Here is a 16,288-nt window from a genome sequence, read left to right as displayed (position 1 = left end):
GCGCTACGCGAAGATCTCCGAGGCGAATATCAGCCGAGAGATGCGTCGTATCGGCAAGGTCCTGACGGCATAAACCGGCGATTTCACCGCAGTTTGTCCACCCTTGCGACGCCAACCGACGCCAACCACTGCCACATCACTTTGTGAACGAAACTTTTGAGGGGCTGCGCGCGTTATCCGGATGAAACGCCGTGCCTTTCGGATCCGGGACCGCTGAATGTTCGGCGGCCCCCATCCACGCAAAGTGCAATTCATAGAAAGAAATCCATGGTTAAATGAGAAATTCATCCATTTCCCTTGGAATTGTACAATTCAACTCTTCAGATTGCGGGATAGCGATCATCGAAAATTTCATCACAGAAGAGATTGAGCGTGCTTTCTATTGAACAAGGGTAATAAAAAAGAGATTATGGAAGCTGCAATCCAAAAAATAGAGACTGGCTGGAAGTCATAGATGGAAGACCCATCGGCAGACAAAGTAATATTTGAGTCAATTAGCCATCCTGACGCAACATCCTGAATCCCGGCAGCAATGTAACTGGTGATTCCGACTACTCCCAATGCCGCTCCTGTCGCTTTGCGCGGTACGATATCCACAGCCATCAGACCTCCGAGAAAACAAATCAGCACGCCAATGGCAATGCCGAACAGAATCATGGACAGAATATTCACCCATATGGCTTTACCCCCGTAAAGAAACAGAACGAGAGCGACCGTGTTCATGATGCCGAAAATCAGTGCAGGGGTATTTCGATCCCCTTTAAAGAGTTTGTCCGAGAACCATCCCGAAAGTACGGTTCCGAAGATTCCCAAAAGAGCATTGATGGATACGATCGATATGGCTTCTACATCCGAGAATCCCTTCTCTTCCTGAAGAAAGAGAACGCCCCAACCGTTGATCGCGTAGCGTGATATATACATGAAGGCGCTTGCTGCGGCCAGGATCCATACGGCAGGCATTTTCAACACGGCCCGTTGAATCTCCCTGATCGATTTGTCGGCGTTGCTCGCAGGGGCCTCATGGGCCAGGGTTTCGACGCTCGGCAAACCTTTGGACTCGGGGGTATCGTGCAGCCAGACCAGAATGATGAACACTCCCAACAAGCCGGCCGTCGCCGAACCGAAGAAACCAACCTGCCAACCGGCAAAGGTTACGATCGAACCGACAAAAAGAAACGAAAAAAATTCTCCGAGGTTATGGCTTGCGGAGAAGAACCCGTAATAGGTTCCGCGCTCCTTGAGCGGAAACCAGCGCGACAGCGAAATAATGGCAGGAGGGGCCCCCATCGACTGCGACCATCCGTTCATCCCCCACAACACGGCGAAAATCGTAAAAATTACGGCCGAGGGCACAAGAGAATGAGCGACTCCCAACAATCCCATCAGGGCATTGGCTGCCGTTGAGATAATCAACCCCGTGACCATGAATCGCTTGATGTTGCAGTAATCGGCAATAAATCCGTTGACGAATTTTCCGATGGCATAGGTGAACAGCAATGCCGAACCGATGACTCCCAACTGCGAGGCATCGAGAGCTCCGCTGTCGAGAATCGGTTTTTTCATCACGTTAAGACTGGTTCGGCAGACATAATAGAGACTGTACCCGAGGGTTGCGGCGGCGAAAGTCTGCAGCCGCAACTTCCGGTAGCGTTTTTCTTGTACGGACGCATCTTCCTCCTGCCTGGGAGCCGGAGCGCTGATTCGGTAAAACTCCTTGATTCGATTCATTCCTGTGGCATTTTAGTCATGGAGACCCCGGGCGCGGAGATACGCGAGCAACAGTTCCGGACGGTCGGTTTGAATCAGGGTGGCCCCCATCTCCACGAGCCGGCCATAGACGGCTCCGGGATCTCCTTCAAATGCCGCATCATCACACAACCCGCCGCAAAGCGAGGGCCAGAGTGAGTTGACCCATAATTTGGAGCCGCTTTTCACAATGGTCTCCATGCACGTCGTTACCTGAGGAGTCTCTTCCGACCAGCACACTTCGTAGGCGATCGGAACGACCCCCTGCTCGCGGTATTCGGCAAAAAGTTTCTCTCCCTGCGGTTTGAGAATGTCGATGATTGGCATATACATCATGTTGTGTTCATAGCGGGAAAATTTCTCCGTTACATCGCCAACCGGGCTTTTCCCCTTGATTAGCAGTTGTTCCGTAACACCCAGTTCTTCGGAAAGCCGTTGCACCAGATCGTAGTACTGGTAACCCTTGTCGATGTTTACGACAATACGATCCTTGCAGATTTCCAGTGCTTCGCGAAGAGTCGGCATCCGGTGTGTCGTGACTACGCCGTGTCCCGACTTTAGGAAACACCGCCGGATGGAGTCGAGTGTTACATCTTTGACATATCCTTTTCCAGTGGTCGTTCGATTCAATGTCCGGTCGTGGCACAGGACCAGTATGCTGTCGGCCGTCAGGGCCAGGTCGATTTCCACGATGTCGGCCCCCATGCGGATGACCGATTCGATGGCGGCCAGGGAATTCTCGGGATAATTGCGCCAATCACCGCGGTGACTGGCGACAAGTACCCGTTTCGAGGTCGGGTTGTGCAATTCGGTGACGATCGTAGCGGCACGGTTGTCTGTTTCGGGGGAAGGACGTTGCGTGCAGGCGGCCGATAAAAGCAGGATGGATAAAAGAAAGGGCAGTTTTTTCATGGTTTAATTGTTTTGTCAGGTTTGAAGAAAGCGGGACAGGTTGAAGCCTTGCTCCAATCCTGTCCCGACATATTCGGGTTTTACCAGTTCAGGACCCGTACCTTGTACATGTCGAGATCCGGAACCTTGATGGTTCGGGTTTCGGACGAGGCATTCATGTCCGTGGCGTAGCGGATGGTCTGCGTCGACCAGCTCTGTGAACCTTCGGGATGGGTCGCGTCGGTATACCACAGTTCTCCCGTTTCATCATTGTAGTTGAGGGATTTGATCGACGTGGAAGAGGAGAAAAGCGTCATTTCGGTGAATCGGTCTGCTCCGATGTCATACAGATAGGCCCGTTTCCCTGCGATGCAGAGTGTATTCGAATTGACCAGGGTCATATCATGCAGTCCGTTTTGAGGCGTCTGGATGGTTTTTTCCAATTCGAGTGAAGGGGTTGCCGTATCCCAATTCTTCAGGCTATATACTTGCAGGCTTTGTTCGCCTATGGCATAAAGCCGTTGGTTGGCTTCGTTCCACACGACGCCGTGAGCCGAAGTCAACGGGACCTGATCAACAATTACGTTGGGGGATGCGATGTTGTAGAGCTGGAGGACGTTGTTTGTTGATCCGGTTCCCTCGGAACAAGCCACGACGATTCGGTCGTCGGGCAAGATCTCGGCCGAGTGAGCATTGGATGAGGATGTTGTGTGGAAAAGGATCTGCTGTGTTTCAACATCGAGCAGCACGCACCAGTGGTAGGAGCTCGTGGCTAAAATCTGCTTGCCGTTGTTTACCGGCTTGCAATCGTCGAGATGGTTGCAACGCGAGGCCGCCAATCCCAGAGTCGTTGCCGCCGTGGTGGCATCCCAGCTCCAGGTGACAGCATCCTTGTATCCGGTAGCATCGGCCAAATCCGCATTGATCATGTAGATCATGTTGTCGCCGCAGAAAATTAATTCGGTCGCATAACTCGACGCCGCCTCATCCGTGTCGTATTTGCCTCCGGCCGTCAGTTCGACAGGATCATTTGTCGACACCGCAAACGAATTGCCGTCCGTGTCGGTCAGGGTTGCCGTATAGCCTTTGTTCAGCGTGACGGGGGCAATCATTACCGGAATAATTTGTGCCTCCTGCGAGCAATCGAGTAGTTCGGGAAGCGTCACGGTGATGGTCTGTTCCGAGGCCGAAGCCGCCCAATCGTCGATCCCGACCGAGAGTTCCCCGGCGATCGCTTCTCCGCCGTTGGCTTTTACGGTAACTTCCCGAACGGCATAGTCCCCCTTTTTGACACTGATATACATGACGCAGAAAATTTGCGACAATGTCATCTCACACCCTTCGTAACTGTCGAGGCGACCGGTCGATTTCCCGATCAGACAAGGCGAAACAGTGCCGTCCTGTAGTGTGGGTATGGTTGTTTGCAGCCGTCCGTTTTCGCAGAAAACCGGAGCATCGGCCGGCCAGAAACCGACAATGGTTGAGACCTCCTGTCGTGGACCCTCGAATGAGAACAGAAAGAGCGAGGTCTGGGATCCCGGCAGAATAGGCGAAGCATAGGAGGCGACCGAGGAACCGGGTACGTACACTCCGGCCTGCGAGGAACTTTCCCATACGGGCAATGTAGTGGTCCCCTGTGCGTTGTAATACCTTGAGAGCGTCAGGGAGACTTTCGATGCGAAGGGCCGAACGGAATCAGTGGAATCGTTTGAACAACCGATGGCCAACAGCAATGCCCCGATTCCGACGAGGAGATTCCGGATGATTTGGTTTTGAACTGTATTCATGATGCGGAGATTGAATAAATTCATCTATTTTTGTTTGCCGAGGACGATTCTGTGGTGCGCCTTGACGATCTGTTGAATGGAGTCGACCTCGCTGGATCTGATCTCATACATGAATACCCCGTTGTATCCGGACTGTTTCAGCTTTCGCAGGAAATCGGACCAGTCTATGATCCCTTTCCCGGGAAGCCAATGTCGTTCATCTTTGCGATCGTAATCCGAAGCGTGTATCGTTCCGATGCGATTGCCTACTTGTTCGAAAAAGTGTGCGTGATCCTCCTTGAGCAGATGGTTTGAATCAAAGCAGACCATTACTTCGGGATAGTTTGCAATCAGTTGCAATATTTCATCCGAGTTGCGTCCCAAACATGTCCGCGGCAGATTCTCGATGCAAAGCATTACGCCGATCTCTTTGGCTGCAAGGGCAAGGCGGCCGATAGAGTTGGCTGAATTCTGCATTCGCGTTTCCCTTTCATTATCGGCAATCGGCTCTGAACTGGGGTGCAGCACCAATCGTTGCGGATCAAAGATTGCCGCGAGGCGGATCATCCGTTCCATGAAAAGCACGTTTTCTTCTCGCTGTTGAGGGTCAAGAACGGAAATGTCGAGTTGACGGCTGAACGGTAGATGGCAGGACCAGACTTTCAGACCGGCCTCGTCAATCCGTTTTTTGACTTCATATGCGCGGGTGTAACATTCGTTTTCGGGAGCGTTGCGCCAGAAGTAGTTGAAGGTCACCTCCACATAATCGACTCCAGCCTCCTTGATTCGGGCAAGGTTCTCACTATTCGGCGTTTTGACTGTTCCAAGAGATACGCCGACGGGATATTTGGCCAGAACAATCGGGGCAACGGCAAGAAGCCCCCATGTTAATAAAATTAATTTTTTCATTGTAGAATCTTTTTTCAAGGGTAAGGAGAGGACTGAACACAATCCTCTCCGATTCCGTTATTTCAGACAGCACGAACCACAGATATCGCCTCCGTGCGAACTCCAACTTGAGGCGCGTTCTCCACCGACGTATTTGCCGACAAACAGGCCGTTCGATCCCGATGCCCCGACGAACGCCGAGTAGAGCACGCCGTCGAGATAATTATTGCCGCCCATTTGTTTTTGGTTCTTGTTACCGGCCTCATAAGTCCATTGTTCGATGATGCTGCCGTTTGCATCGAAGATATAACTCGTATTTCCGTCTTGTCCGGATGTGATATAGAATCGGTTTTCCGAGTCAACACACGGGTGCGAGTAGTTGAATGCATTGATGCCGTCCATGTGCTTGTAAGACCAGTTGACGAAGGTCAGCGATGCGTTGACGTTGTAGACATAACTGTCCTTCGACCCGATGAATACTGATCCGTTCGGGGCGACTACCGGCTCGTACATGTTGTCGCCTCCGACGTGGAATCCGTCGACGATAATTTTGTGGGAGGCCAGATCGATTGAACTGATGTATCCACCCTTGTTCGGGACATAGGCCGTTGTCATGTCGGCGGCAACGGCAAAGCCGGAAATATCGGTCATGGTTTGAGCCATGGTCAAACGTGCGATCTCACTTCCGTCGGATGCATTGATGAAGCAGATGTTCTTGCCCGCTCCCACTACCAGCTCGTTCCCGTTGACTAGCAGGCCGCAACCGGCTGCAGGTGCGGCAAAGCTCCACAGTTTTGATCCCGAAGCGGCATCGATGGCGAAGGTGTTACCCGAGGCGTCGCAGATGTAGACGACCGTGCCGGCGGCATTGACGGCCGGAGCCGTACTCTTCATTGATTGAGCCTCGGTAAAGGTCCACAGAAGCTGGCCCTCGGGCGATACGGCATAGAACTGTCCGGCCGAGGATGTCCCGAAATAGATGTCTCCGGTCTTCGGATTGACAGTCAGTGGGTTATAGCTTCCTGACGGGGTGGCCGGCTTGTAACGCCACTTCTCGACTCCGGTGATGAGGTCGAAGGCCACGAGTTCGGTGAGGTTGGAGAACGTGATGTTGTAGACCGTCCTGCCGTCGGGCGAAAATACCGGGCATGAACCTTTGAATCCGTTGTATGAGTCGCTGATATCCCAGTCGGAGCTGTAGATAACATATTCGCGGATTTCGACCTCCACGGTCCAGGTGCGGAGATCTCCGTCGATCGAGGCACTCAGTTTGGCGGTTTGTGTACCGGTTGATCCGAATCCATACTCTACGACGGTGCCCTCTTTGACCACGTCGCCGGGGAAAGTCCATTTCACATCGGTGGCCGTGGGGTATCCCTCCGTATTGAACGTAAAGGTGATGGGCTGATTCTTGGCCGCAGTTTCCCGGTCGAGTATGTAGGGAATTGCAAGTGTCGGCATGGCCTTGGCCGTTGTTGCTTCCGAAGCACCCTTAGCGTAGTTGGCGACGATTGAGAAGTAGTAATTCTTGTCGTTGATCAGGTTGTCGAGCGTGACGGAGGTCGTCCCCTTTTCGACGGTTTGCTCCTTGATATTCTCGGGCGTTTCCTCACTGTAATAGGACAGCGTGTACGACAGGACTGTCGTTGCCGGTTCCGTCCAGGAGAGGGTCACATATCCGTCGCCGGCAGAAACCGTGAGATCCGTGATCGGGAACCGCGATGTCGATGGTTTGGCGGTGATCGTGACGTAATTCGAGATCAGCTCTCCGTAGACGGCCTGTACGTGAAAAATATACTGGGTGCCGTTGGTCAGATTTCCGACCGTGCAGCTCCGGTTGCCTCCGCTCCGCAGAGTGATGGTTTCCGAGTCGGATCCGGTGTAATAGATGATGAAGTCGGTCGGATTCCATCCTTCGGGAGTCTCCCAGGAGAGGTAAACCTCTTCGTCGCCCGGCGTGGCCGTAAGGTTGGTAACCTGGGGGCGGGCGGCTCCCGCTTCGGGAATATCCTCGGTCCAGCAGGAGGAAAATCCTAATGCCAGTACCGATATTAACAAATAAACGTTTATTCTTTTCATAATCGCTTGCACATGTAAAAGGTTATTAGAATCCGGGGTTCTGCCAAAGGATCGATTCGTCGTTGACGATCTCGATCTGGCTTTGCGGGATCGGGAAAATCAGGTTGTGTGCATCGAGCGTATAGCCCAGTTTCCGGAAATAATCGACAGCCAGTCCCAGGCGTACGAGATCAAACCATCGGTGTCCCTCAAGGGCAAATTCGCGGCCGCGTTCATCGGCCAATTCCTGCCGGAACTCTTCGAGACTGGTGACATCACCCGTGGTCAACTCGTCCAGTCCCGCACGTGTCCGGGTCTTGTTGAGCCACTCCAGGGCTTTGTCCAGTCCGGCACCCGATTCCGCCAATGCTTCCGCATACATCAGTACCACGTCGGCATAACGCAAATGCGGAAAATCATTGCCTACCTGAGTCGTGTAAGTAGCATCGTAGGTGTCATACCATTTGGTCATGGCATACAGGTTGCTCGAAACCTGCGTATAGGTATTGATCAATGCCAGCCGATTGTCTTTTTCCTCATAAATGGCCTTGAATTCGGGGGTCGGGTTGCGGATGTCGGCCATCACGTTCGTGCTGGTGCTGTACCAATAGCCATGTCCGTTATCGTTGGTCTTGTTGTAGTACAATGCGAAGATGATCTCCTTGTTCATCTTATTGTTCACGTCAAATACCTTTCCGGTAGAGGTTTCCAGGCCATAAGCGGTATTTTTCATTGCTTCTTCAAGAGCAGTCTTCGCCTCGGAAGGCTTCCCGAATGTCAGATAAACCTTGGCCAACAGCGTGTAAGCGGCAATATTTGCTACGCGAGCCTTCTCTGCCCCGGGAGTCGACGGTAACAGCCGGGCGGCCTCAGTCAAATCTTCGGTCAACAGGGTGTACATCTCCTCTTCCGTGCATCGGGGAATAAGTTTTGCATTGGCTGGGGTTACAACCGTCCTGGTAATGGGAACCACCCCGAAAACCCGATAAAGATTGAAGTACCACCAGGAACGCAGGAACAGGCATTCGCCGCGGTATTTGTCGTAATTGGCGATGTCGGCTCCGGCCATGTGGTCAAGTACGTCGTTGCAACGATAGATCCCGTTGTACCAGGCATCCCAGACGTCGCTCAGAATACCATTGCTTGGCGTTTCGGCAAAATTGTCGATATCGTATCGATCCTGCGTGGAAACGGCCATGGATTCAAGGATGTTTTCGTCGCTTCGGTAGCAGATCTCGTGGAGATGGAAGGCCATTTGGGTCTTGAGTTTATGGTAGCAGGCCACCACCCCCTGATTGAAATCATCGTCCGTTTGGTAGTAGTTTCCCTCGGTGATGTTGTTGCTCGGATACTGTTCGAAGAAGGATTCTCCGCATGAGGAGGCTCCTGCAATGAGGATTCCGGCTGTTATAATGAGTTTCAGTTTCATGGTTTGTTTGTTTTACAGGTTGAAGTTCACGCCTACGCTGAAAGTTCGGGACAGCGGATAGGAACAGTAGTCCTCGCCGGGGCGCAGGGCGTCGGAGGCGTGGTTGTTGACTTCCGGATTGTAACCCGTGTATCGGGTCCAGGTAAAGAGGTTGGTTCCCTGGATGTAGAGCCGGAGTTTCGAGATGCCGGCCTTGCGTGTCCACCGGTCGGGGAACGTGTATCCGAGGGCGAGATTCTGAAGACGGAGGTAGGAGCCGTCTTCGAGATGGAACGTCGAGGTACAGGCTCCGTTGTTACCGCTTGATTTACGGGTTGCCCGGTTCAGGTTCCCGTAGGGATAACGTTGCAGCGCCTCCTTCATCATGTTCGACGAGGCTTCCATGTTGAGCAGGTATCGACGTTCGAGGTTCAGTATTTCGTTCCCGTAGACACCTTGGAAATTAGCCGCCAGGTCAAAACCCTTGTAGGAGAGATTTACGGAAAATCCGTAATAGAAGTCCGGCATGTAGTTGCCCACAATGACCCGGTCGGCATCCTTTTCGAGAATACCGTTCCCGTTGGCGTCGACGAACCGGAAGTCTCCGACGGTAGTGGTGTCGAAGTGGGGATATGAATCCAGTTCCTCCTGGTTGTGGAAGATTCCGTCCTGGACCAGCAGATAGTAACATCCGATAGGCTGTCCAACACGTGTAATATAGTAACCGCCGGCATAGGACGACTCTTTGATAATGTCGGCATTTTCATCCCCGAGACTCAGTACTTTGTTCCGATTGAGCGACCAGTTGGCGGCGAAGGCGTAGGAGAAGTCTCCGAAGCTGCGGCGGGACGTGAGCGCTAATTCAACGCCTTTGTTTTGCATTGAGCCGATGTTGATGTTCGACGAGGTGAGGCCCGAAACGGACGAAACGGGAACATCGAAGAGCATGTCGGTGGTTTTTGAATAGTAGTAGTCGACATTCAGCCCCAGGGTGCCTTTCCACAGACTGATATCCAGTCCGATGTTGTACTGTGTGTTTTTCTCCCACCCCAGGTCGTTGTTGGCGATCTGCGAAGGATAGACCTGTGCGGTGAGTCCGTTGCCCAGATCTGTGCTCGATGTGCCGTAAAGAGCAAGGTATTCCGAGTTGCCGATCTGTGCGTTGCCGGTCTGACCCATACTGGCCCGGAACTTCAGATCATCGATCCACCGGACATTGCGCAGGAAATTCTCATCGCTGACGCGCCAGCCTACCGAAACTGCCGGGAAATAGCCCCATCTGGTGTTGGGTGCGAACCGCGAGGAGCCGTCGCCGCGAACCGATGCCGAAACCATATATCGGCCTTTGTAGGAGTATTGGGCGCGGAAGAGCCACGACGCGAAGGTGTATGCGTATTTGTTGTTGTAGGTGTTGTCCAGATCGATGGTCTTGCCCTTTGTCGTGCGGATCTTGTCGTCTCCGGCAGTCCCGGTTCCGACGATCTGCGAGGTCTGGATGCTCTGCTTCTCGGCTTCGTATACGGCAACGGCGTTGATCGAATGGTCTCCGAACGTGCGATTGTACGAGAGCTGGTTGGAGATTGTCCAGTGGAAATAGGAGTTCATGTTGTTTTCGGCGGTCGGGTCCGACAGGGCATTGAGGTATTTGTAGCCCTTGAGCGGGATATATGAGGGTCGGTAGTAATTGCGGATGTAGGAATAGTAGTCTCCTCCCAGGGTGAATTTGTATTCCAGTCCTTCGATGAATTCGTATGCGACGTATGCATTGCCGAGGATGTTGATCTTCTCGCGCACGTCATCGATTTCAAGGGCCAGGGCCACGGGATTGAGCACCTCGTTCGTCTGGGTATCCCAGGTGTTGACGCGCAAGAGTCCGTTCATGTCCCAGTTGTAGGATCCGTCCTCGTTATATACGGGAAAGATCGGAGGGGCCATCAGCGCCGACGCGATGATGCCGTCGTCACCGTATTGCGTGTCGGTCGATACATAATTGGTCTTCGAATAGGAGGGCGAGAAACTGATGCCGTATTTGAGCCGGTTGCGTTCCCCGTCGAGGTTGGCGCGCAGACTGTATCGTTCGAAGTCCGAGCCGATGATCGTACCTTCGCGGTAGAGGTAGTTTCCTCCGATGTAGTAGCCCAGTGTCTTGGTGCGTCCCGAGACCGAGATCGAGTGCTTGGTCGAGTAGGCCGACCGGAAGATGGCATCCTGCCAGTCGGTATTGGTCAACGTTCCGGTATTGTCCTGCAGATAGGCTGTGATGAGCGGATCGACACGATGATAGGTCTGCGGACGCTCCTCGTAGGGGTCGTCGATCGAACCGGTCGGAACATTGAACAGATAGGCCCCGTCGCGCGCCTCCTTGAAAAGCCGTGCGAATTCGTACGCATCGAGCATGTCGATCTTTTTGGCGACATTCGAGACGCTGAACTGTCCGTCGTAGCTCACCACGGGACGTTCGCCCTGGCCTCGTTTGGTGGTGATCAGGATCACGCCGCACGACCCGCGCGAACCGTAAATGGCCGCTGCCGAAGCATCCTTGAGCACTTCGAGACTTTCGATGTCGTTGCTTTCGAGGTTGGCAAATGCCCGGGCGTCGCACGGAACTCCGTCGATGACGTACAGCGGGTCGTTCCCGGCCGTTGCGGACTGAATACCGCGAACGCGGATCGAGACATTGCCGTCGGGCTGTCCGCCGAGTTGTAACACCTGCACGCCCGGCATTTTGGCGGCCATGGCGTCGCGGAAGTCGGAAGTCGGCATGTTGGCGAAATCTTCGGCCTTGATGGATGAGATGGCGGTCGTCACATCGCGCTTGTTCTGCACACCGTATCCCACGACGACGATGTCGTTCATGGCGATCGCTTCGGTCTTCAGCGTGACGTTCGCCAGGGTTTGACTGTCGGAAAGGGGGACTTCGACGCGGTTGTATCCGATAAGCGAGACGATCAGGGTCGCGTTGTTCTGGCGAATCTCTATGGCATACTCGCCGTTCAGGTTGGTGGCGGCGCCGACGGTCGATCCTTTCAGAATGACGGTCGCCCCGACAACCGGTTCACCATTTTCATCGGTTACCAGGCCCTTGACCGTGCGGCTTGCCACGGCTTGCGGCGCCGCTGGCTCCTCCCCCCCCCCTTGCGCGGGTAAGGATGATTTTCAGCCCTTTGACTTCCATGTTCACTCCGGGAAGCACCTCGGCGATGATCGATGCGATGCTGCGGTTCGTCGCTGTAACCGATACGATTTTGTCTGTCTTTATCTCTGCATCGACATAGGCGAACGTGTATTGGCTGTTGGCCTCGATGCGTTGAAGCAGCTCCTTGATGCTGACATTTCTGGCATCCACGGTAACCTTCGGAGTCTGTGCGACGGCGGTCGTTGTCACCGCCATACACAGGATAATCACCGAAAAATACCGGGAAATCCTTTTCAAAACATTGTGTTCATTCATGGTTATTAGGGATTAATTCGGGTTCGATTTTAAGATGAACAGAGCATACCGGCGCCTGTCAGGGCGTCAGAAATAAGATTCTATTAGCTGTTGGACAGTGAGTTACTTTCTCGTGATCAACATATGGTTCCCGTCGATTCTGTATTGAATCGAGATCAGGGAGGAGATAACCTCCATGATGTCTTCCAATGGTTCATGACAGATGACCAGCGAGATCCGTTTTTCTGGCGAGATATGTGTGGAGAGAGAAATTTCGACGTTGTATCTACGTTCGAGATTCGTGATGATGTCTTTGAGAGGGGCGTTGTCGAAGATCAGACGCGGGGAGAACCACTGGCAGTAGTTCTGAGCGTTGACGGATTCGACCCTTGCACTTCCGGCCCGTTTGTCGAACGTGAATTTTTCGTTCGGGCGCAGCATAACAGCTTTCTGGAGACCGTTTCCGGAAATTTTGACGCTTCCGGTTTTGAGAACAATGTGTTCGCACGATCCGAATGAATAACTCATGGCATCGAACGATGTTCCCAGCACTTCGATCTGCAGGTCGTTCATGTGGACACGGAATGGCCGCAGCGAATCCTTCCGGACCTCGAAGAAGGCCTCTCCGGAGAGGTATACGTCGCGGGTTTCGCCCTCAAACGAGTTGTCGTATTTGAGTTGGCTTTCGCCGTTGAGCCATACGGTCGTCCCGTCGGGAAGCGAGAACTCTCCGGTTTGTCCTTTGGCTGTCAGCAGCGTGTTTTCCCGAATCGGCTCCATGGTCCCGATCGCCGCATAGTAACCTCCGACAAATATCGATACGGCTGCGGCTGCGGCACAAACCCAACGCAGGATTATGCGTGGTGATATCCGGGATTTTTGGTCCCGAATGGATGCGTGCAGCCGTTCGAGACCCCTGAGGTCCTCTTCATCCGCTGCCGGAGCTGTATGCTCGTTCCACACTTCCTGGAGGGCCTCCGTTGTATCGAGGTTCTCTTCGTGTGTTATCATCCAGCGTTCGAATATCCGTTGAATATCGTCGGGAATATTCTTGTGCCGGAATACGTAATCGATAATTTTTCGGTTCCTGTTCGTCATCGGTATCCAGTTTGAGGGTCTGCTGCCGCCCCTACGGCATTGCTATTCGGCGCTTTGAGTCAAGGTGTAGGTTTCCGAATAACTTCCGGCCTTGAATACGACGTGTCCGACGCGGGAAACTCCCGTTTCGTTGGGGCCGAAGCTGAGGTGTACGGCATGGATTCCCTTGGTATCGGCCGATGCGGGGTCGATCGTGATCCAGTCGTCGCCTGTCGCCTGCCAGGCGCAGGTGGTGAATAGGGTTACGGACTGCATCCCGGCCGCAGCATCCACCGTACCGGAGGTGCTGTACATGTAAACGCTGTCGGGCGCATCTTCCGAATCGTCCTTGCACCCGTATGCGATACAAAGGCACGCCGTCATCGCAGCAAGAAAAAGTAGTAGAGATCGGTTCTTCATAGGTTCAAAAATAATAAAAAAACAGTTTTTGAGTCCGGATTCATTAAAAAGACAATCGATGAGACCGGTTCGCCAGTCTGATTGGTGATTTTTTTCAGATTTTTTTGATGTGGATTACAATGCAATGAAAAAATATGGGATGCGGCACCGAGTGTTCGTAAAAAAATATATATTTGCATATATCGAATATGAACAGCGAAGAGTACATAATTCTTCGGAAATTGCAGAATGGTGATTCCGGGGCGTTGGATATCCTTTACTTGCGATATGCATCGAAAGTGCGGGACTTTGCGCTTCGTCTGTTGAAAGACCAGACCGATGCGGAGGATATTACACACGACATTTTTCTTCGTATATGGGATCATCGAAGGAATCTCGAAGACGTTTGTTCATTTAAGGGGTACTTGTTCCGTATGACACGTAATGCGATATTCAACGTGATGAAACGGCGCCAGATGCAATATAAGTATCTGAAAGCAACGGGATCCAGAATCGAAGAAGAGGCGAAGGGCGGATTTTCGGATGCCGTATCGACGGATGAATTGCTGGAGATGATCGACCTGGCCGTGCGCAACATGCCAGAGCAGAGACGCAAGGTCTTTTATATGAGTCGACATGAAAATATGTCTTACGATGAAATCGCCAAGACATTGAACATCAGTCCGCGCACGGTCCAATATCACATATCGAATGCGCTGGCAGAATTGCGCAAGGTGCTGTCGTCGCTGATGTTTTTCGTATAGATACGATACTTCTGATGAAATACGATATGGTGCCGATTAACCGGATTCAGCTCCAGCACGAATTCGTTCAGTTCGCTCAACTTGCAGAGCCCGATTGCATTGAAATCCCCGGCATCCGCATTCTTTCAATCTGTTTCATCGTTTTTGTGTTTTGAAGGGTTTTCCCTTCAAGCATTCTTTCGATCCGAGTGTTGGTTGCCGAGTCGGATCTTTTCGTGGTAGAAGTAGTTGACCACAACCGGATGCCCCTTTTCGGAGCGGCCGTACGGCAGATCGTTCACGCGATACGGCAGGCCGTTTGCGGCGGCATAGGCGGCCATCTTCCGCTCGAGCGCCTGCCAGTAATCCGTCCGTCGGCGGTTGTAGATCTCCTCGTATAAAGGCACCAGTTCGGGATGCTTCTCCCGGATGTAGTCCATGATGGTCCCCTTGAACTGCCCGCGCAGGTTGAGATTCTCGAGCCACACGAGATCGGCAAACTCCCGCACCCGTTCGATGATGGCCTTCGGATCGGTGATGCCCGGGAAGATCGGCGAGACGAAGCAGACGGTGCGGATGCCCGCCTCGTAGATCTGCCGCATGGCTGCGAGCCGCCGCTCGATGCTCACCGCACGATCCATGTCGGCGCGGAAGGCCTCGTCCAGCGTGTTGACCGACCACGAAACCGTCACGCGCTGGAACTCCCGCAGCAGATCCAGATCGCGCAGCACAAGGTCCGATTTTGTGCAGATCAGGATCTCGGCCGTCGTGCCGCGCAGCTCCTCGAGCAGATGGTGCGTGCGCTGGAAATGCTCTTCGAAGGGGTTGTATCCGTCGGTCACCGAGCCGATGACGATGCGCTGGCCGTCGAAACGGAGATTGCCGAGATCACGGTCAAAAAACAGAAGCCCCGTCTGATCGACCTGCTGAGACGCCGGTTGAAGGGAAACCTGGATGATCAGGCTCTGAAACTCCTGTTGCTGTTGCTCTGCATGCAGGAACAGAAAAGACAGAGACTCCGTCTATCACCGTCCCGGAGAGGCGCAAGAACTCCGAATCCGAAAACAACCCCGCTTCCGAAACCGAAAGCGGGGTTGTGTGTTTTGCGAAACGGCTGCTGTCAGGCCGTCCTGCCGTTCGAGATAAGTTTCCACACCCCGGCACTCAGAGCCGCACCGACAAACGGGGCCACGATGAAGAGCCACAACTGCGAAAGCGCCGCTCCACCCTCGAAGAGAGCCGGGCCGATCGAACGTGCCGGGTTGACCGATGTCCCGGTGATCGGAATGCAGACGATATGGACCAGCACCAGCGTCAGACCGATGGCCAGTCCGGCAAAGTTGCCCGCTCCGTGTTTGGCATCCGTGGCGCCGAGAACCACCAGCACGAAGATAAACGTGAAGATCATCTCCGCCAGAAACGCCTGCAGCATCATTCCTTCGCCGTAGCTGTTCGCGCCGGTTGTGGTCGGACCGCCGTTCGCTCCGCTCGAAACAAGCACATAGAGTACCGCCGAGCCGAGAATAGCCCCGATGACCTGGAAGATCATGTACCATGCAGCATCCTTGCCGCTCATGCGTCCCGAAAGAAAGACACCCAGCGTAATGGCCGGATTGATATGGCAGCCCGACAGGTTGCCGATCGTATAGGCCATGGCTACCACCGAGAGGCCAAAGGCCAGCGCCACTCCGATCGTGCCCACTCCGGCACCTACGGTCCCGGCCACGCTCCCGGCAAACGCCGCGCTGCCGCAACCCATCAGAACGAGAACCATCGTTCCGATCATTTCCGCAATGTACTTTTTCATCTTTTTGAGGTTTTATGGTTGTTCGGTTGTTGGTAAAGTTAATCAAATTCTACCGAAAAGACAAGTATTTGCCGA

At 53.3% G+C, this 16,288-nt stretch carries 12 protein-coding genes and 1 pseudogene; 1 reads left to right on the top strand and 12 read right to left on the bottom strand.

Going from position 1 to position 16,288, the window contains the following annotated elements; all coding sequences use genetic code 11:
• Nucleotides 1–354 precede the first annotated feature (354 nt).
• The 10 genes from PUQ42_RS08390 to PUQ42_RS08345 all read right to left on the bottom strand — a co-directional run bounded on the left by PUQ42_RS08390 (nucleotide 355) and on the right by PUQ42_RS08345 (nucleotide 13,684).
• Nucleotides 355–1,728: an MFS transporter gene (locus PUQ42_RS08390; RefSeq protein ID WP_122120827.1), complete on the bottom strand. Its 1,374-nt coding sequence runs from the start codon at nucleotides 1,726–1,728 to the stop codon at nucleotides 355–357.
• Nucleotides 1,729–1,740: 12 nt separating this feature from the next.
• Nucleotides 1,741–2,658, bottom strand: a complete 918-nt coding sequence (locus PUQ42_RS08385) for a glycerophosphodiester phosphodiesterase family protein (RefSeq protein ID WP_122120826.1) — start codon at nucleotides 2,656–2,658, stop codon at nucleotides 1,741–1,743.
• Between the two features lie 80 nt (nucleotides 2,659–2,738).
• Entirely contained in the window at nucleotides 2,739–4,448 is a 1,710-nt protein-coding gene (locus tag PUQ42_RS08380) for a DUF6528 family protein (protein WP_273372930.1), read from the bottom strand.
• Entirely contained in the window at nucleotides 4,449–5,312 is an 864-nt protein-coding gene (locus tag PUQ42_RS08375; RefSeq protein ID WP_122120825.1) for a sugar phosphate isomerase/epimerase family protein, read from the bottom strand.
• Nucleotides 5,313–5,369: 57 nt separating this feature from the next.
• Nucleotides 5,370–7,349: a fibronectin type III domain-containing protein gene (locus PUQ42_RS08370; RefSeq protein ID WP_273372927.1), complete on the bottom strand. Its 1,980-nt coding sequence runs from the start codon at nucleotides 7,347–7,349 to the stop codon at nucleotides 5,370–5,372.
• Between the two features lie 46 nt (nucleotides 7,350–7,395).
• Nucleotides 7,396–8,778: a RagB/SusD family nutrient uptake outer membrane protein gene (locus PUQ42_RS08365; RefSeq protein WP_273372925.1), complete on the bottom strand. Its 1,383-nt coding sequence runs from the start codon at nucleotides 8,776–8,778 to the stop codon at nucleotides 7,396–7,398.
• A gap of 12 nt (nucleotides 8,779–8,790) precedes the next feature.
• Entirely contained in the window at nucleotides 8,791–11,859 is a 3,069-nt protein-coding gene (locus PUQ42_RS08360; RefSeq protein WP_273372923.1) for a SusC/RagA family TonB-linked outer membrane protein, read from the bottom strand.
• Nucleotides 11,822–12,208 (bottom strand): hypothetical protein, encoded by a 387-nt coding sequence (locus tag PUQ42_RS08355; protein ID WP_273372921.1) that lies wholly within the window; start codon nucleotides 12,206–12,208, stop codon nucleotides 11,822–11,824. The genes PUQ42_RS08360 and PUQ42_RS08355 overlap by 38 nt, the downstream gene beginning before the upstream one ends.
• Before the next feature lie 102 nt (nucleotides 12,209–12,310).
• Nucleotides 12,311–13,198, bottom strand: a complete 888-nt coding sequence (locus PUQ42_RS08350) for a FecR family protein (RefSeq protein WP_273372919.1) — start codon at nucleotides 13,196–13,198, stop codon at nucleotides 12,311–12,313.
• Nucleotides 13,199–13,327: 129 nt separating this feature from the next.
• Nucleotides 13,328–13,684, bottom strand: a complete 357-nt coding sequence (locus PUQ42_RS08345; protein ID WP_122120818.1) for a BACON domain-containing protein — start codon at nucleotides 13,682–13,684, stop codon at nucleotides 13,328–13,330.
• Nucleotides 13,685–13,872: 188 nt separating this feature from the next.
• Here PUQ42_RS08345 and PUQ42_RS08340 point away from each other — a divergent pair, with 188 nt between their 5' ends.
• Nucleotides 13,873–14,427, top strand: a complete 555-nt coding sequence (locus tag PUQ42_RS08340; RefSeq protein ID WP_273372917.1) for an RNA polymerase sigma-70 factor — start codon at nucleotides 13,873–13,875, stop codon at nucleotides 14,425–14,427.
• Between the two features lie 167 nt (nucleotides 14,428–14,594).
• On the opposite strand, the pseudogene PUQ42_RS08335 reads toward PUQ42_RS08340, so the two are convergent.
• Nucleotides 14,595–15,281: pseudogene (locus PUQ42_RS08335) on the bottom strand (radical SAM protein); the annotation flags it as partial.
• Nucleotides 15,282–15,526: 245 nt separating this feature from the next.
• On the bottom strand, nucleotides 15,527–16,213 hold the full coding sequence (locus PUQ42_RS08330) for an MIP family channel protein (RefSeq protein WP_087404721.1): 687 nt from the start codon (nucleotides 16,211–16,213) through the stop codon (nucleotides 15,527–15,529).
• Between the last annotated feature and the right edge of the window lie 75 nt (nucleotides 16,214–16,288).

Origin of the sequence: Alistipes megaguti, assembly GCF_944320325.1 — a bacterium.
In the GTDB taxonomy this organism is placed as follows: domain Bacteria; phylum Bacteroidota; class Bacteroidia; order Bacteroidales; family Rikenellaceae; genus Alistipes; species Alistipes megaguti.
The sequence above is the reverse complement of the archived record's forward strand: the minus strand, read 5'-3'. Positions and strand labels throughout refer to the sequence as shown.